14 protein-coding genes are annotated in these 17191 nt (G+C 71.4%); 5 read left to right on the top strand and 9 right to left on the bottom strand.

Going from position 1 to position 17191, the window contains the following annotated elements; translation table 11 throughout:
• Nucleotides 1-57: 57 nt before the first annotated feature.
• The 5 genes from JYK04_RS13640 to JYK04_RS13620 all read right to left on the bottom strand — a co-directional run bounded on the left by JYK04_RS13640 (nt 58) and on the right by JYK04_RS13620 (nt 5936).
• A complete protein-coding gene (locus tag JYK04_RS13640) occupies nt 58-1008 on the bottom strand; it encodes a zinc metalloprotease (RefSeq protein ID WP_189736609.1) in 951 nt (316 codons plus the stop codon).
• Between the two features lie 242 nt (nt 1009-1250).
• On the bottom strand, nt 1251-2912 hold the full coding sequence (locus tag JYK04_RS13635) for an alkaline phosphatase D family protein (protein ID WP_189736182.1): 1662 nt from the start codon (nt 2910-2912) through the stop codon (nt 1251-1253).
• A 130-nt stretch (nt 2913-3042) separates the two neighbouring features.
• Nucleotides 3043-3837 (bottom strand): DsbA family protein, encoded by a 795-nt coding sequence (locus JYK04_RS13630; protein WP_189736180.1) that lies wholly within the window; start codon nt 3835-3837, stop codon nt 3043-3045.
• Between the two features lie 48 nt (nt 3838-3885).
• Nucleotides 3886-4572 carry a hypothetical protein gene (locus JYK04_RS13625; RefSeq protein WP_189736178.1) on the bottom strand — a complete coding sequence of 229 codons (687 nt, stop codon included), beginning with the start codon at nt 4570-4572 and terminating at the stop codon, nt 3886-3888.
• A gap of 38 nt (nt 4573-4610) precedes the next feature.
• A complete protein-coding gene (locus tag JYK04_RS13620; protein WP_189736176.1) occupies nt 4611-5936 on the bottom strand; it encodes a DUF2252 domain-containing protein in 1326 nt (441 codons plus the stop codon).
• A 173-nt stretch (nt 5937-6109) separates the two neighbouring features.
• Here JYK04_RS13620 and dnaE point away from each other — a divergent pair, with 173 nt between their 5' ends.
• A complete protein-coding gene (dnaE, locus tag JYK04_RS13615) occupies nt 6110-9652 on the top strand; it encodes a DNA polymerase III subunit alpha (protein WP_189736174.1) in 3543 nt (1180 codons plus the stop codon).
• 73 nt (nt 9653-9725) lie between these two features.
• On the opposite strand, the gene JYK04_RS13610 is transcribed toward dnaE, so the two are convergent.
• Nucleotides 9726-9890: a hypothetical protein gene (locus JYK04_RS13610; RefSeq protein ID WP_189736171.1), complete on the bottom strand. Its 165-nt coding sequence runs from the start codon at nt 9888-9890 to the stop codon at nt 9726-9728.
• A gap of 220 nt (nt 9891-10110) precedes the next feature.
• Here JYK04_RS13610 and JYK04_RS13605 point away from each other — a divergent pair, with 220 nt between their 5' ends.
• From JYK04_RS13605 to JYK04_RS13590, 4 genes are all read left to right on the top strand, one after another.
• Nucleotides 10111-11418 (top strand): NYN domain-containing protein, encoded by a 1308-nt coding sequence (locus JYK04_RS13605; RefSeq protein ID WP_229875153.1) that lies wholly within the window; start codon nt 10111-10113, stop codon nt 11416-11418.
• Between the two features lie 28 nt (nt 11419-11446).
• Nucleotides 11447-12484, top strand: coding sequence for an ABC transporter ATP-binding protein (locus JYK04_RS13600; protein WP_189736170.1), 1038 nt, complete (start codon nt 11447-11449; stop codon nt 12482-12484).
• Between the two features lie 77 nt (nt 12485-12561).
• Nucleotides 12562-13353 carry an ABC transporter permease gene (locus tag JYK04_RS13595; RefSeq protein WP_229875185.1) on the top strand — a complete coding sequence of 264 codons (792 nt, stop codon included), beginning with the start codon at nt 12562-12564 and terminating at the stop codon, nt 13351-13353.
• 47 nt (nt 13354-13400) lie between these two features.
• On the top strand, nt 13401-14060 hold the full coding sequence (locus tag JYK04_RS13590; protein WP_229875152.1) for a hypothetical protein: 660 nt from the start codon (nt 13401-13403) through the stop codon (nt 14058-14060).
• Nucleotides 14061-14168: 108 nt separating this feature from the next.
• Here the strand turns inward: JYK04_RS13590 and ybaK are convergent, their stop codons facing one another.
• The 3 genes from ybaK to JYK04_RS13575 all read right to left on the bottom strand — a co-directional run bounded on the left by ybaK (nt 14169) and on the right by JYK04_RS13575 (nt 17106).
• Nucleotides 14169-14666 (bottom strand): Cys-tRNA(Pro) deacylase, encoded by a 498-nt coding sequence (gene ybaK, locus JYK04_RS13585; protein ID WP_189736166.1) that lies wholly within the window; start codon nt 14664-14666, stop codon nt 14169-14171.
• 10 nt (nt 14667-14676) lie between these two features.
• Nucleotides 14677-15414: an LON peptidase substrate-binding domain-containing protein gene (locus tag JYK04_RS13580; protein WP_189736164.1), complete on the bottom strand. Its 738-nt coding sequence runs from the start codon at nt 15412-15414 to the stop codon at nt 14677-14679.
• Nucleotides 15415-15510: 96 nt separating this feature from the next.
• Entirely contained in the window at nt 15511-17106 is a 1596-nt protein-coding gene (locus JYK04_RS13575; protein ID WP_373297407.1) for an oxidoreductase, read from the bottom strand.
• Between the last annotated feature and the right edge of the window lie 85 nt (nt 17107-17191).

The raw sequence follows: 17191 nt of genomic DNA, 5'->3' as shown, positions 1-17191 counted from the left end.
CGAAGACGGAAGGGCCCGGCCCGGCGGATGCCGGACCGGGCCCTTGTCGTCGGGAGGTCAGCCCGCGCGGTACGCGGTCCAGCTGCTCGACATGCGAGCGACCTGGCCGGCGGTGAACTGGTACATGCAGGAGTCGTACGTGTAGTCCATGAAGTTGCGGATCGGGTCCACGCCCGGCTTGCTCGCGCAGCTGTCGCGCCCGGTCGGGCACTCGTACGCGGCGCTCTTCTCGGCCGGGGTGTCGGAGACGTAGTCGCCGTTGCCGCTGCAGCCGCCCTGGAAGGTGTGGTAGAGCCCCAGCCAGTGGCCGACCTCGTGGGTGGCGGTGTCACCCTCGTTGTAGTTGGCCGAGGAGCCGCCCGGCAGCGAGCTGTCGAGCACGACCACGCCGTCCATCTTCGGGCTGGAGGCGTAGGACGTCGGGAAGGTCGCCCAGCCGAGCAGGCCGCCGGAGAGGTTGGCGGTGTACAGGTTGAGCGCGCCCGGGCCGCCCTTGCGCAGGGTGTTCTTCATGTCCTTCTCGGCCTGGGAGCCGGAAGCCAGGTTGTACCAGGCGGCGTTGTCCGTGTAGTCGGTGGCCGCCAGGGTGAACTGGAAGTTCGTGTTGACGTTGCCGGTGCCCTGGCCGCCGTAGGCGGCGTTGAGGACCGCGAGCTGCTTGCCGACGTCCGTGGCCGTCAGCTTCCCGGTGGTGCCGGAGTGCACGACGTGGAAGTACACGGGGATGTTCACGACGGCCTCGGCGGCCGCCAGGCTGCGCTGCGGCTGGTTCTTGAGGGCCTTGTCCAGCTTCGCCTTGAGGTCGGCGTCCATGGCCTTCGCCTGCGCGTCGCTGATCGCGTTGGGCTCGTCCGCGTGCTCGTCGTGGGCGCGGGCGACGCGGGCGTTGGCGGCGCCGGAGGCGGCGGGCTGGTCGGCGCAGACCTCGGCGGACTTGGAGGCCGCGAGCGTGGTGGGGGCCGCGAGCGGGGTGAAGGCCAGGGTTCCGGCCAGAACCGCCGTGCCCATCAGGCGGCGGCGGAGAAGGGGGGATATGCGGGCAACGGCGCGCACGTGTGCTCCTCGCGTGGGGGGTGGTGGGGGGTGGGTGGGGGGTGGTGGCCTGAAGATCTTCTTCAGCTGGCGCGAAGCTTATGTGTGCATGACATATTCAGGTCAAGTGGCTTACGTAAAAGATTTGTTGCTTCTGACGCACATGGGGCGCCTGGTATGTACCAGACGCCCCATGTTGCAGAAGAATTGACGGTCGATCAGCGCACCGGCTGGTACACCCGATCGACTTTCTGGGTCCCGTTCAGCGTCCGGTACGACCGGCTCCAGGCGGAGGTGGCGCCCGGCTGCCGCTTGTCGGACACCACGTAGTAGTCCATCTGCGAGCGCTCCGCCGTCACGTCCAGCACGCCGTAGCCGTGCGCGTCCATGTCGAGCCACTTCACGTGCCAGTTGGCGGCCTTGATGGCCGACTCGGCGACCAGCGAGAGGGTGTCCGGCAGGACGTGCAGCATGTCGTCGAGGTTGTCGGAGGTCACCGAGGTGACCACGAACTCGGTCGCCGCCGTGCCCGAGCCCGGGTACGTGGCCATGTTCATCGGGACCTCGTTCGCCCAGGCCATGTGGATGTCACCGGTCAGGAACACGGTGTTCTTGACGCCCCGGTCCTTCAGGTGGCCCAGCAGCTCCTTGCGGTCGTCCGTGTAGCCGTCCCACTGGTCCACGTTGATCGCGAGGCCGCCCTCGGGCAGGCCGAGCAGCTTGGTCAGCGGCTTCAGCAGGTGCGCGGGAAGCGAGCCGAAGGCCACCGGCGAGATCATCACCGAGGTGCCGACCAGCTTCCAGGTCGCCTCCGAGCCCGCGAGGCCCGACTTGAGCCAGTCCAGCTGGGCGCGCCCGGTGATGGTGCGCTCCGGGTCGTCCACCGAGCCGCTGCCGACCTTGGTCTGCTGCGAGCGGAAGGAACGCAGGTCCAGCAGGTGCAGGTCGGCGAGGGTGCCGAAGCGCAGCCGTCGGTAGACGGTGCCCGCGATGGAGGCGCGTACGGGCATCCACTCGAAGTACGCCTGCTTGGCGGCGGCGGCGCGGGCCGCCCACTCGCCCTCGACCCCCGGGGTGTGGTTCTCGGCGCCGCCGGCCCAGCTGTCGTTGGCGAACTCGTGGTCGTCCCAGATGGCGATGACCGGGTGGGCGTGGTGCAGGGCCTGGAGGTCGGCATCCGTCTTGTACTTGCCGTGGCGCGTGCGGTAGTCGGCGAGCGAGACGATCTCGTGCTTCGGCTCGTGCGGGCGTACGACGTACTTCGCCTCCGGGTATCCCCCGGACTGGTACTCGTAGATGTAGTCGCCCAGGTGCAGGATCGCGTGCAGATCCGTGCGGGCCGCCAGGTGGCGGTAGGCGGAGAAGTAGCCGGACTCCCAATTCGCGCAGGAGACCACGCCGAAGCGGACCCCCTCGGTCGTCGCCTCGTGAGCCGGGGTGGTCAGGGTGCGCCCGACGGGGGAGGAGGTGCCGCCGGCGGTGAACCGGTACCAGTACGGCGTCTGCGGCTGGAGTCCGCGTACGTCCACCTTGACCGTGTGGTCGGTGGCGGCGCTCGCGGTGACGGTGCCGGAGCCGACGATGCGGGAGAAGCCCTTGTCGGCCGCCACTTCCCAGCTCACCTGGGTGGCCGGGCCTATTCCGGAGCCGGGGACGGCCTCGGGGGTCGGGGTGACGCGGGTCCACAGCAGGACGCCGTCGGGCAGCGGGTCGCCCGATGCGACGCCGTGGAGGAAGGCGGGCGCGGTGCCCGCCGCGTGGGCGGCCGAGGCGCCCAGTGAGGTGAGGGGGGCCAGTGCGGCGGTGGCCGCGGCGGCCAGAACGACCGTGCGGCGGCGGGGAGTTGCCGCGGACTGGGAAGAGGTGAGTTGACTGGTCACGGATGATCACATTACCGACGGGTACACCAGCCGGGCCAGGTGCGGGAATGCAAAGGGCGGGCGAACTCTGGGAGTTCGCCCGCCCTTCGAGGCGGCCCATCCGGACGGTGATTTCCGGATTGCCCCGGGATCAGCCCTGCAGGGCCTTGTCGATCGCCGCCGTGAACAGCTCCGCCGTCTGCGGAGTCTCGATCTTCTTGCCGTCCATCTTCAGGGTCGGCGTGCCCTTCACCCCGGACTTGTCGAAGGACTTCGACATCTCCAGCGCCCACCGGTCGTACGTACCGTCCTCGACGGCCTTCTTGAACTCGGCGTTGCCCTTGAGCGCCGGGACCGTGTCCGCGACCTTCAGCAGGTAGTCGTCCTTGGCGAAGCTGTCGACGCTCTCCTCGGGGTGCAGGTCCTTGGAGTACAGCGCGGCCTTGTAGTCGAGGAAGGCCTGCGGGCTGACGTTCAGCGCCGCGCCCAGGGCGCTCAGCGCGTTCTTCGAGCCCTCGCCCTTGACGGCGTTGTCGATGAAGGTGGCGCCGATGTACTGGAGCTTGTACTTGCCCGCGTCCACGTCCTTCTTGACCTGCTCGCCGGCCGCCTGCTCGAAGGCGGCGCAGGCCGGGCAGCGCGAGTCCTCGTACAGCTCCAGGGTCTTCTTGGCGTCGGGCTTGCCGATGACGACCGTGGTGCCGTCCTCGCCCTCGCTGTTCTTCGGCTTGACCAGCTCGGCCTTGGCAGCCTTCTCCCAGTGGCCGGGCTGGTTGGCCTGCATGACCCCGTAGGCGATGCCGCCGATCACGGCGAGCGCGGCCACGACCCCGCCCGCCACGATCACCTGGCGGCGCACCTTGTCCTTCTTGGCCTGGGCCTCGCGCTCGGCGCGCAGACGCTCGCGGGCCGCTGCCTTGTTCGCGTGGCTGTTGCGTGAACTCATCATGATCTCCGTGGGGTGTGACGTGTGGAAGGGACTGCCGTACGTGCGTCAGGCGCGGGCGAGCGCGCCGAGCACGGGGGGTCCCCGCCGTCCCACGGAGTGTGCCGGGAAGCGGGTGCGCGCCCCGGCGGCCGAGCGGAGCGACCGCGGCAGCGCCCGCGCCGGCCCGCAGGCCACCGCGACCGAAGCCGCCGCCAGCAGCAGCGGCCGGAACGCGAAGGCGGCCACCGCCCGCAGCAGCCGGCCCAGGGCCCGCTCACCGTGGCGCAGCCAGGCGGCGGCCAGCAGTCCGACCGAGACATGGGCGCCGAGCAGCAGCCAGGGCGTGTACGGCCCCGGCGAGGACAGCAGCGCGGCCGCGTCGGCCGGGCCGGTCACCTCGGTCAGCGGCCCGCCCACCGGCGTGCCGCCGCACAGGGCGTCCAGGCCCATGGCGCGCAGCGGGCCCGCGACGGGTCCGCCGGCCGGGCCGTAGCAGAGGTGCTGGCCGGTGGTGAAGACCGTGTCGGCGGCCAGCTCCAGCGGTACGAGCAGCCCGGCGATGGGGCCGAAGCCCCGTTCGCGGCCCGCGAGGGCGTAGGCGATCGCGAACACACCCGCGAAGGCCCCGGCCACCAGCGTGCGCGGCAGCGGGACCTGGGACATCAGGACGTGCGAGCCCGAGGAGAGCAGTACGACGAGCGCGCTGAACAGCGCGGCCCGCAGTCCCCTGAGTCCCGTCCCGGAAATGTCCATCCTCGCGAGTGTGCCATGCGTTCCTGTGGAACAGGCGTTCAGGGAGTGAGACGCCCGTTACGGAAGAGGTCCACGAAGATCTGGTGGTCGGCGCGCGCCCGGGCCCCGTACGCGTGGGCGAAGTCCACGAGCAGCTCCGCGAAGCCCTCCTCGTCGGCGGCGATCGCCGCGTCGATGGCCCGCTCGGTGGAGAAGGGCACCAGGGACTGACCGCTCTCGGCCTCGTCGGCCGACGCGTGCATGGTCGCGGTCGCCCGGCCGAGGTCGGCGACGACGGCCGCGATCTCCTCCGGGTCGTCCAGGTCCGACCAGTCCAGGTCCACCGCGTACGGGGAGACCTCCGCCACCAGCTGCCCGGCCCCGTCCAGCTCCGTCCAGCCCAGCCACGGGTCGGCGTGCGCCTGCAGGGCGCGCTGCGAGATGACCGTGCGGTGCCCCTCGTGCTGGAAGTACTCCCGCACCGCCCGGTCCGTGATGTGCCGGGAGGCCGCCGGGGTCTGCGCCTGCTTGAGGTAGATCACGACGTCGTTCTCCAGCGCGTCGCTGTGCCCCTCCAGCAGGATGTTGTAGGAGGGCAGGCCCGCGGAGCCGATGCCGACGCCCCGGCGCCCCACCACGTCCTTGACCCGGTAGGAGTCCGGGCGCACGAGGGACTCGTCGGGGAGGGTCTCCAGGTACCCGTCGAAGGCGGCCAGCACCTTGTACCGGGTGGCGGCGTCCAGCTCGATGGAGCCCCCGCCGGAGGTGAAGCGGCGCTCGTAGTCGCGTATCTCCGTCATGGAGTCCAGCAGGGAGAAGCGGGTCCGGGAACGGGCCGAGCGCAGCGCGTCCAGCAGCGGGCCCTCCGCGGTGTCCAGGGTGAAGGAGGGCACCTCCTCGTTCTTGGCGCCCGCGGCCAGCCGGTGGATCCGCTCCCGGTAGGCACCGGCGTAGATCCGCACGAGCTCGCTTATCTGGTCGTCGCTGAGCGCCTTGGTGTAGCCGATCAGGGCGACGGAGGCGGCGAACCGCTTCAGGTCCCAGGTGAAGGGGCCGACGTAGGCCTCGTCGAAGTCGTTGACGTTGAAGATCAGCCGACCGTTGGAGTCCATGTACGTGCCGAAGTTCTCGGCGTGCAGGTCGCCGTGGATCCACACCCGGCCCGTCCGCTCGTCCAGGAACGGCCCGCCGTGCCGGTCCCGCTCCAGGTCGGAGTAGAAGAGGCAGGCGGTACCCCGGTAGAAGGCGAAGGCCGAAGCCGCCATCTTGCGGAATTTGACCTGGAAGGCAGCGGGGTCGGCGGCGAGCAGCTCACCGAACGCGGTGTCGAACACGTCGAGGATCTGCTCGGCGCGCTGCTCGTCGGTCGTCTCGGGGACCGCCATGGCGGGTTCCTCCTGGTGCACGGGCTGTTTCAGGTTCCGACCGACTGGACGCCGGATCGGCCCTCCTGGTTCTGCAACGCCCGACCGTACCGGTCAGTGCCCGTGATCTGTCACCCGGCCGACGTAGGATTCGAAGCTGCCCCCTCACCCCCCGCCCCCGGAGGACCCGCGCCGTGACAAAGCCGCCGTTCACGCACCTGCACGTCCACACCCAGTACTCGCTGCTGGACGGTGCCGCGCGGCTGAAGGACATGTTCAACGCGTGCAACGAGATGGGCATGACGCACATCGCCATGTCCGACCACGGCAATCTGCACGGGGCGTACGACTTCTTCCACACCGCGCAGAAGGCCGGCATCACGCCGATCATCGGCATCGAGGCGTACGTCGCCCCCGAGTCCCGGCGCAACAAGCGGCGCATCCAGTGGGGCCAGCCGCACCAGAAGCGCGACGACGTCTCCGGTTCCGGCGGTTACACCCACAAGACGATCTGGGCGTCGAACGCCACCGGTCTGCACAACATCTTCCGGCTGTCCTCCGACGCGTACGCCGAGGGCTGGCTCACGAAGTGGCCGCGGATGGACAAGGAGACCATCTCCAAGTGGTCCGAGGGCCTGATCGCCTCCACCGGCTGCCCGTCCGGCGAGGTGCAGACCAGGCTGCGGCTCGGCCAGTTCGACGAGGCCGTGCAGGCCGCCTCCGACTACAAGGACATCTTCGGCGAGGGGCGCTACTTCCTGGAGCTGATGGACCACGGCATCGAGATCGAGCGCCGGGTCCGCGACGGGCTGCTGGAGATCGGCAAGAAGCTCGGCATCCCGCCGCTGGTGACGAACGACTCCCACTACACGTACGCGAGCGAGGCCGGCGCCCACGACGCCCTGCTCTGCATCCAGACCGGCAAGAACCTCTCGGACCCGGACCGCTTCCGCTTCGACGGCACCGGCTACTACCTGAAGTCGACCGACGAGATGTACGCGATCGACTCCTCGGACGCCTGGCAGGAGGGCTGCGCCAACACGCGGCTCGTCGCCGACCAGATCGACACCGAGGGCATGTTCAAGTTCCGGAACCTGATGCCGAAGTTCGACATCCCGGACGGCCACACCGAGGTCAGCTGGTTCCGCGAGGAGACCATGCGCGGCATGCACCGCCGCTACCCCGGAGGCATTCCGGAGGACCGGATGCAGCAGGCCGAGTACGAGATGGACACGATCATCTCGATGGGCTTCCCGGGCTACTTCCTCGTGGTCGCCGACTTCATCATGTGGGCCAAGAACCAGGGCATCGCGGTGGGCCCGGGCCGAGGCTCCGCGGCCGGTTCGATCGTCGCCTACGCCATGGGCATCACCGACCTCGACCCGCTCACGCACGGCCTGATCTTCGAGCGCTTCCTGAACCCCGAGCGCGTCTCCATGCCCGATGTCGACATCGACTTCGACGAGCGCCGGCGCGTCGAGGTGATCCGGTACGTGACCGAGAAGTACGGCGCCGACAAGGTCGCCATGATCGGCACCTACGGCACCATCAAGGCCAAGAACGCGATCAAGGACTCGGCGCGCGTCCTGGGCTACCCGTACGCCATGGGCGACCGGCTCACCAAGGCCATGCCCGCCGACGTCCTCGGCAAGGGCATCCCGCTCTCCGGCATCCTCGACCCGCAGCACCCCCGCTACGGCGAGGCCGGCGAGATCCGCGGGATGTACGAGAACGAGCCCGACGTGAAGAAGGTCATCGACACCGCCCGCGGTGTGGAGGGCCTGGTCCGCCAGATGGGCGTGCACGCCGCCGGCGTGATCATGTCCAGCGAGACCATCACCGACCACGTACCCGTCTGGGTGCGGCACACCGACGGCGTCACCATCACCCAGTGGGACTACCCGAGCTGCGAGTCGCTCGGCCTGCTGAAGATGGACTTCCTCGGCCTGCGCAACCTCACGATCATGGACGACGCCGTCAAGATGGTGAAGGCCAACAAGGGGATCGACATCGATCTCCTGGCCCTCCCGCTCGACGACCCCAAGACCTTCGAACTGCTCGGCCGCGGTGACACCCTCGGCGTCTTCCAGTTCGACGGCGGGCCCATGCGCTCCCTGCTGCGCCTGATGAAGCCCGACAACTTCGAGGACATCTCCGCCGTCTCGGCCCTGTACCGGCCGGGCCCGATGGGCATGAACTCGCACACGAACTACGCCCTGCGCAAGAACAAGCAGCAGGAGATCACCCCGATCCACCCGGAGCTGGAGGGGCCCCTCGAAGAGGTGCTCGCGGTCACCTACGGCCTGATCGTGTACCAGGAGCAGGTGCAGAAGGCCGCCCAGATCATCGCCGGGTACTCGCTCGGCGAGGCCGACATCCTGCGCCGCGTGATGGGCAAGAAGAAGCCCGAGGAGCTGGCGAAGAACTTCGTCATCTTCGAGGAGGGCGCCAGGGGCAAGGGCTTCAGCGACGCGGCGATCAAGGCCCTGTGGGACGTCCTGGTCCCCTTCGCCGGCTACGCCTTCAACAAGGCCCACTCGGCCGCGTACGGCCTGGTCTCGTACTGGACCGCGTACCTCAAGGCGAACTTCCCGGCCGAGTACATGGCCGGCCTGCTCACCTCGGTCAAGGACGACAAGGACAAGTCCGCGATCTACCTGAACGAGTGCCGCCGGATGGGCATCAAGGTCCTGCCGCCGAACGTGAACGAGTCCGAGCCGAACTTCGCGGCCCAGGGCGACGACGTGATCCTCTTCGGCCTCACCGCGGTGCGCAACGTCGGCACCAACGTGGTCGAGTCGATCATCAGGACGAGGAAGGCCAAGGGGAAGTTCTCCTCCTTCCCCGACTTCCTGGACAAGGTCGAGGCCGTCGTCTGCAACAAGCGCACCGTCGAGTCGCTGATCAAGGCCGGCGCCTACGACGAGATGGGCCACACCCGCAAGGGCCTGGTCGCGCACCACGAGTCGATGATCGACAACGTGGTCGCGGTCAAGCGCAAGGAGGCCGAGGGACAGTTCGACCTGTTCGGCGGCATGGGTGACGAGAACGCGAGCGACGAGCCCGGCTTCGGCCTCGACGTGGAGTTCTCCGACGTCGAGTGGGAGAAGTCCTACCTGCTCGCCCAGGAGCGCGAGATGCTCGGCCTCTACGTCTCCGACCACCCGCTCTTCGGCCTGGAGCACGTGCTCTCCGACAAGACGGACGCCGGTATCTCCCAGCTGACCGGCGGCGAGCACTCCGACGGCGCCGTCGTCACCATCGGCGGCATCATCTCGGGCCTCCAGCGCAAGATGACCAAGCAGGGCAACGCCTGGGCCATCGCCACCGTCGAGGACCTGGCCGGCTCCATCGAATGCATGTTCTTCCCGGCGACCTACCAGCTCGTCTCCACCCAGCTGGTCGAGGACACCGTGGTCTTCGTCAAGGGCCGCCTCGACAAGCGCGAGGACGTCCCCCGCCTGGTCGCCATGGAGATGATGGTCCCCGACCTCTCCTCGGCCGGCACCAACGCCCCGGTGGTCCTCACCATCCCCACCGTCAAGGTCACGCCGCCCATGGTGACCCGTCTGGGCGAGATCCTGCGCCACCACAAGGGCAACACCGAGGTGCGGATCAAGCTCCAGGGGCCCCGCACCACCACCGTGCTCCGCCTCGACAAGCACCGCGTCCAGCCCGACCCGGCGCTCTTCGGCGACCTCAAGGTGCTGCTCGGCCCGTCCTGCCTGGCCGGATAGCGCCCCCGGCGGTACACGCGGAAGGGCCCGCCCGGTGGCACCGGGCGGGCCCTTCCGCGTGCGAGTACGGCCGTCAGTTGTGGCCGAACTTCTTCTCCTTGCGCTTGTGCGCCATGTCCATCGGGCTCGGCGCCGAGGAGGAGGGCATCGACTCGGTCTCCGACGTGCCCTTGGTCGGATCCTGCCCCGACCGGGGCTGCTGCTTGGCGGGCTGCTTCTGGTTCTTGTTCTTGGCCATGGTGGAGCCTCCGTGAGGGTCTAGGGGCCAGGACCGCCTTCACACTCACACAACGCCAGAAACCGCGCATTTTGGATCATTACTGCGCGTAGCCGATGCCTCTCGCCCCGTCGACCGTGAGATCCGCCACGCCGATGATCGAGTTCCGGCCTTCAACACCCTTGGGGTCGGGCAGACTCGGGGAACCGCCGCAAAGCACAGAGGACCCCCAGGGAAGAGGGTGGAACGCGTGGACCGCTGCGTCGTCCTGGTGGACGCCGGCTACCTGCTGGGTGCCGCCGCCAGCCTTCTCGCCGGGGAGCCCTCCCGCTCCCGGATCACCATCGACCATGCCGCCCTCATCCAGGGCCTGCGCGAGCGGGCCGAGGCCGACACCGAACAGCCCCTGCTGCGCATCTACTGGTTCGACGGAGCACCCGACCGGGTGCCCCAGCCCGAACACCGGCGGCTGCGCGTCATGCCCCGCGTCACCGTCCGGCTCGGCGCCCTGACCCGCAGCGACGGCCGCTGGGCGCAGAAGGGTGTCGACGCCGCCATGCACGCCGAGCTCACCGAACTCGCCCGCAACCGGGCCTGCTCCGACGTGGTCCTGGTCACCGGCGACGGAGACCTGCTGCCCGGCCTGATGTCCGCCAAGGAACACGGGGTCGCCGTCCACCTGTGGGCCGTCCAGGCCGCCGACGGGGACTACAACCAGTCCGAGGACCTCGTCGCCGAGGCCGACGAACGCCGCGTCCTGGACCGGGCCTGGATCACCCGGGCCGTCCGCGCCAAGGACCTCACCGGGCTGTGCTCCCCGCCGCCCGCACCGCGCCCCGACATCGCCGCCATCCTCTCGGCCCCGCTGCCCGAGGCGGCGCTCGCCGAGGCCGCCCGCAACGGCGCCGCCGCCACCGGGCCGGAGGACCGCGACGGGGCCCCCGTACCGACGCCCGCCACCCCCGGGGGCAAGCCGGTACCCACCCCCAAGGACCTGGCCGGCGCCCTGCGCGCCACCGGCCAGCAGAGCCACCCGCAGACCGGGCCGAGCGGCGCCCACGCCCCCGCCAGCGCCCTGCGCTGGTCCTCCGACAAGGGCTGGATCGACCGGGCCGGACCGCTGGGCGAGCCCGCCGAGACCGCCTCCCTGCCCACCCTCGCCCAGCTCACCAGCGCCGAACAGCGCTGGGCGGACCGCGAGGAGGACATCACCACCGTCGGCGGGGACCCGTTCGAGGTGGGACAGGTGTTCGCCCGGCGCTGGATGGAACGGCTCCCGGAGACCGTGCACCTGCAGAAGCTGGCCACGATGTACCCGCGGATCCCGCACCGGATCGACGGCGAACTGCTGCGCTACGCGGCACGGTTCGGTCTGCTCGCACACAAGGACGACCAGATCGACGAGCACGACCGGTACGCCATCCGCGCCGGGTTCTGGCGGGAGATCGACGTCCGTGCCGCCGCCGAACACGTGGCCGCCGTACCGGCCTCCGCACCCGGAACCGCACCCGCCGACCTCGCGGCCCCGCTGACCCCGACGGCCGAGTAGGGCCGGGAACCCCGTAGGCTGCTCCCTCGTGAGTACGGGCACAGCACAGGCGCAAGAAGGCACGGCAGCGGCCGCGGGAGCGGCGCCGGACGTCATCTGCGCGGTGCGTGACCTGGTCAAGACCTATCCCGCGGTACGCGGCCGCCGCGGGGCTCCCGCCCTGCCCGAGACCCGCGCCAACGACGGGATCTGCCTGGACGTCCGGCGCGGCGAGATCTTCGGCCTGCTCGGCCCCAACGGCGCCGGCAAGTCCACGCTGGTCCGCCAGCTCACCGGCCTGATGCGGCCGGACTCCGGCTCGGTGACGCTGCTCGGCCACGACCTCGTGGGCCACCCCGAACGGGCCTCCCGGCTGCTCGCCTACCTCGGACAGGAGTCCACCGCCCTGGACGAGCTCACGGTGGCGCTGGCCGCCGAGACCACCGGGCGGCTGCGCGGGCAGGGCGTCCGCGCCGCCCGGGCCGCGCGCGACGCCGTACTGGAGGAGCTCGGGCTGACCCCGATCGCCGGACGGCCCCTGAAGAAACTCTCCGGCGGCCAGCGCCGCCTCGCCTGCTTCGCCACCGCGCTGGTCGGGGAGCGGCCCGTACTGGTCCTCGACGAGCCCACCACCGGCATGGACCCGGTCGCCCGGCGGGCCGTGTGGTCCGCCGTCGACCGGCGGCGCGCGCAGCACGGCACGACCGTCCTGCTCGTCACCCACAACGTCATCGAGGCCGAGACCGTCCTGGACCGGGTCGCCGTCATCGACCAGGGCAAGGTCATCGCCTGCGACACCCCGGCCGGACTGAAGGCCACCGTCTCGGGCGAGGTACGGCTGGAGCTGGTCTGGCGCGAGAGCGCTCCGCTGGAGGTCCCGGAGGTCGCCCGGCTGCGCGACCGGGCCGTCGAGTCCGGGCGCCGCTGGGTGCTCCGGCTGGCGCCGGACGAGGCGCGGGCGGCGGTGGCCTCGGTCACCGGGGGTCCGGCCTTCGCCGCGCTCGACGACTTCACCCTGGCCACCCCCAGCCTGGAAGACGTGTACCTGGCCCTCGGCGGCAAGACGAAAGGGCTGGTGAAGTCGTGAGCGACCGTTCGACGGGGGCCGTCCGGGCCGTGCTCACGCCCGATGCCGTGCCGTCACCCGCTGCGGGCGCCGCGCCTGTGGGCTCCGCCGACAGGCGTGCACAGGCACCGCAGCCCGCGCCGCTGGCGCCGGGCGCGCGGTTCTTCCCCTCCCTGGCCGCCGTCTACCGGGCCCAGCTGTCCCGGGCCCGGGTGGCCCGGATCCCGCTGCTGTTCGTCGCCACCTTCCAGTCCGTCGGGATCATGATCCTGATGCGGGGCGTGGTCGACGGGGGCTCGGAGGCCCGCGCCGTCGTCGCCGGCTCCTCGGTGCTCGTCGTCGCCTTCGTCGCCCTGAACCTGCTCGCCCAGTACTTCGGGCAGCTGCGGGCCGGCGGCGGGCTCGACCACTACGCCACCCTGCCCGTGCCGCCCGCGTCGGTGGTGCTCGGCGCGGCCGCCGCGTACGCCTCCTTCACGCTGCCGGGGACCCTGGTCACCGCCGTCTTCGGATGCCTGCTGTTCGGGCTGCCGATGAGCGGGCTGTGGATCCTGGCCGCCGTGGTACCGCTGGCCGGGGCCGCGCTGGCCGGGCTCGGCGCGGCGCTGGGACTGCTGGCACCGCGGCAGGAGCTGGCCACCCTCGCGGGGCAGCTCGGCATGTCGGCGGCGCTGCTGCTCGGGGTGCTGCCGCCGGAGCGGATGCCGGACGTGATCGTGTGGGCCCGGGACCTGCTGCCCTCCACGTACGGCGTCGAGGCGTTCGCCCGCACCTTCGCCCCGGAACCGGACTGGGCCGCCGTCGCCTTCGACCTGGGCGTGTGCGGGGCCGTCGGGGTCCTCTCGCTGACCGTCGCGACCTGGGCGTACCGCCGCGCGGCCGTCCGCTGACACGGTCCGCCGACGCCGCTGCCGGACACACCTGGCACGATGTGGGGGTGACCGAAGCCGTGACCCCGCAGTCCCCCCTCGACCCGCCGTCGCTCCCGACCGAGAAGCCGGGAGCCGCCGCCGGGGCGATCACCCCGGAGGACGTCCGGGACGGGGCCGTCGTCGCCCTGCTCCTCGGCGCGGCCGGACTGCTCCTCGGCCTGCTGTGGCTGTGGCTGGCCCCGCGGGTGCAGTACGTCTCCAACGGGGAGGCCGTGTTCCTGCACAACAGCGAGAGCGAGGCGCGGATCGCCTCCGACGGCACCTTCTTCCTGCTGTCGCTGGGGCTGGGCGTGCTCAGCGCCGTCGGCACCTTCCTGTGGCGCCGGGCCGGCGGTGTGCCGCTGGTGATCGGGCTCGCCGTCGGGTCCGTCTTCGGAGCGCTGGTGGGGTGGCGGTTCGGGCTGTGGCTGGGGCCGTCGTCGGACCTGGTCGTGGCCGCGAAGCAGGCGGGCAAGGGGGTTCCGTTCGACGCGCCGCTGGAGCTGCTCGCGCACGGGGCGCTGTTGGCGTGGCCGATGACCGCCGTGCTGCTGCATCTGGGGCTGACCGCGTTGTGGACGCCGCGGGATCCGGATCCCGAGCCCGTGTTCGGCTGGTCGGGGTACTACCAGGCGCCGCCGCCTGCCGACGCTGCGCCGTCTGCCCCGGAGGCCCCGCGCGCCTGACCCTGCCGGGTGGTGCGGGAGCGCCGCTGCGCGGAGCCGGCCCCGCCCCGCCCTTTCTCCGTTTCCCGGGGCTCCGCCCCGGACCCCGCGCCTCAAACGCCGGCGGGGCTAGTTCTGCCGGGCGATCGGGGCCAGGGTGGCCGAGGTGAGAGTCGTCAGGTCCGACGGGGAGAGTTCGATCTCCAGGCCGCGGCGGCCCGCCGAGCAGCAGATCGTGGCGTGCGCCGAGGCCGAGGTGTCGATCACCGTGCGCAGCCGCTTGCGCTGACCCAGTGGGGAGATGCCGCCGAGGACGTAGCCCGTGGTGCGCTCCGCCAGGGCCGGGTCGGCCATCGCCGCACGCTTGCCGCCGACCGCCGCCGCCAGGGCCTTCAGGTCCAGTGACCCCGAGACCGGGACCACCGCCACCGTCAGGACGCCGTCCACGTCCGCGACCAGGGTCTTGAAGACCTGGGCGGGCGAGACGCCGAGCGCCTGCGCCGCCTCCTCCCCGTACGAGGGATGGGCCGGGTCGTGCTCGTACGCGTGCGTGGTGAACGGCACGCCCGCCGCCGTCAGGGCGACGATCGCCGGGGTGCCCGCCGCCTGCTTGGACTTCTTCGCCATCGGTGTGCGCTCAGTTCGGGCTCGTCGGGGCACGGGTCAGGTCCACCGCCGGCAGCGACGGCAGGTGGCGGATCACCGCCGTCTCCGTGCGCAGCAGCTTCAGCTCCTCCGCCAGCCGGGTCGCGGTGTCCGGGGCCTGGAGCAGCCGCTGCTTCGCCGGGATGTCCAGCACCGCCGCCGCTGCCACCAGGTAGGAGACCACCGACGGCTCGTCGGGGAGCTCCGCGCCCGTCAGGGACCGCTCGCGGGCCCCGGCCAGCCGCTTCTGGTAGTTGCGGAAGGCCCGCAGCACCCCCTCGGCCAGCACGCCCGCGCCGTCGCCCGCGTCCTCCGGGAGCTCCTCCAGCTCCGCCGTCAGGAAGGGGCCCGAGGCGTCGACCGAGATCAGCCGGACCCGCGTCGTACCGGTCGCCAGGACCTCGAAGCTGCCGTCCTCCCGCTCCCGGACGGTCGCCGCGTCGGCGATGCAGCCCACCCGGTGGAAGGCCTGGATCGGGTCGGGGCCGAAGCCCGCCGCCGGGCCCCGCTCGGGCAGGGACGTCTGGTCCGGCAGGCCGGGCGCGGTCGGCGCGACCTCCCGGCCGTCGCGGATCGCGACGACCGCGAAACGGCGCGGCTCGTCCTCGCCCGTCTTCAGCAGCTCGCGCATCATGGCGCGATAGCGCTCCTCGAAGATGTTCAGCGGAAGGACGAGTCCCGGGAACAGCACCGAATTCAGCGGGAAGAGGGGCAGGCGAACGGTGGTCACGACGCACAGGGTAATCGCCCGGGCCACCGAGGGTGTCCGGCGTTTGAGGGGCGGACGGCGTCACGTCGGCGATCCGCCGGACGACCCACGCCGCCGTCACCCCCGCCGCAGCAGCCGGGAAGCCCCCGCCGCCACCGTCGTGGCCAGGATCCAGCCCATGACGACCAGGCCCGCCGCCCCCCACTGCCAGCCGCCCTCCAGCTTCCACTGGCCCTGCTGGCCGAGGTCGATCACCGGGAGCAGCAGGTCCAGCGCGTACAGGGCGGCGCTCCACTGCGGATGCTCGTCCTCCTTGATCGCCGGCGGGTGGAGCCGGGAGAACAGCAGCGCCCCCGCCGCCCACAGCACCGCCATCCACAGCGCGGCCCGGCCCGGCCGGTAGCCGTAGACCACCGTCCAGTCCTGGAGGTACCCCCACGCCTTCGGCCCGAGCGGCAGCGTGGCCCGGCGCCGCCGCTGCTTGGCCAGCAGCACCTCGCGGGCGTCCTGGTCCTCGCCGCTCGCCCGCAGTACGGCGGCCAGCCGCTCGTACGGCTCCGGCGAGTACTCGGGAGTGGCCGCCGCCACCCACTCCAGGCGGCGGGAGAGCGGGAAATGGCCCCGGGGCGCGAGGTTCTCGTAGACGAACCCCTCGATGGACAGCCCGCCCGGGCCCGGCCAGCTCGTGGAGGTGTCGACCAGCTTGACCACCTTGGCCCCGGACACCACCACCCGGCCCTGCTCCGGCCGCTCGCCGACGAACCGGAACTCGGGGGTCTGGATCCGGCGCAGGGAGATCTCCTGCTCGGAGGTGAGCGTGAACCGCGCCCCGTAGAAGTCGATGGCGTCCCCGAAGCGGCCGTCGTCCAGCCGCAGCCCGCCCCGGCACTCGAAGTGCTGGGCCCGCCGGCCCCGGGTGGGCGTCGGCCCCAGCCCGTACGGGGGAGTGGAGGAGCCCCCGTACGCCGCGTAGTCCAGCGCGATGGAGGTCAGGTACAGGGTCCGCTCGACGGTCAGCTGCGGGGCGTTCAGCGCGAACCGCCCGTACGGGTTGCGCAGGCGGGCGCCGCGCAGGTTCATCGACACGCCGACCTTGGCGCCGCGCAGGCTCACCTCCCCGTACGTCTCCAGCAGCTCCCCCTGTAAGTCCTGCGCCACGGACATCCCGTCCGCGGCGATCGCCCGGCCCTTGTTGTCCCGCTGCACCACGGCCTGGCTGACCAGCAGGTCGGTGCCGATCTGCGCGTCGGTGAGCCGGATCCCGCGCGCCACCCGGCAGCGCGGCAGGTGCAGATCGCCCTCGGTGTGCAGCCGGGCCGCCTCCAGCCGCGGTATCGCGCAGTTGATCAGGCGCAGCGTGCCGAAACGGGCCTCGGCCAGCTGGATCTCGCTGTCGAAGCGGCAGGACTGGAACTCCACGTACGGGGCCACCGCGCCACCGGACAGTTCCAGCCGTCCGCTGATCCGCACCCCGCGCAGCTTCAGGGAGGCCACCCGGCCCGGCACCGGCGGCGGACCGTGCAACAGCAGCCGGGCGACCACCCGGGCGCGGACACTGCGCTCGGGCCCCCAGACGTGCTCGGCGTGCGGATCGTCCCGGTCGGCGGCGCGGGCGCTGAGATCGCAGACGCTGCCCGTGCGGTACGCGTCCCACATCCGGCGTTCGGCAGCGGTGAGATCCGCCGGTTCCCCGTCCGTGCGCGCCTCGGTCACGGCGGCCCCCCTCCGCTGTCAGCTACGTGTAGGGGAACGCTATCGGGCGCCTGTGACATCCGGGGCCTGTATCAGCCAGTGATAC

Origin of the sequence: Streptomyces nojiriensis, assembly GCF_017639205.1 — a bacterium.
Lineage (GTDB): Bacteria > Actinomycetota > Actinomycetes > Streptomycetales > Streptomycetaceae > Streptomyces > Streptomyces nojiriensis.
This window is presented reverse-complemented; position numbering and strand designations above follow the sequence as displayed.

Coding starts and splice junctions, on each gene's coding strand:
- ybaK (WP_189736166.1), bottom strand. CDS start 14,666: ATGGCGAAGAAGTCCAAGCAGGCGGCGGGCACCCCGGCGATCGTCGCC.
- JYK04_RS13630 (WP_189736180.1), bottom strand. CDS start 3,837: ATGAGTTCACGCAACAGCCACGCGAACAAGGCAGCGGCCCGCGAGCGT.
- JYK04_RS13625 (WP_189736178.1), bottom strand. CDS start 4,572: ATGGACATTTCCGGGACGGGACTCAGGGGACTGCGGGCCGCGCTGTTC.
- JYK04_RS13640 (WP_189736609.1), bottom strand. CDS start 1,008: ATGGGCACGGCGGTTCTGGCCGGAACCCTGGCCTTCACCCCGCTCGCG.
- JYK04_RS13610 (WP_189736171.1), bottom strand. CDS start 9,890: ATGGCCAAGAACAAGAACCAGAAGCAGCCCGCCAAGCAGCAGCCCCGG.
- JYK04_RS13620 (WP_189736176.1), bottom strand. CDS start 5,936: ATGGCGGTCCCCGAGACGACCGACGAGCAGCGCGCCGAGCAGATCCTC.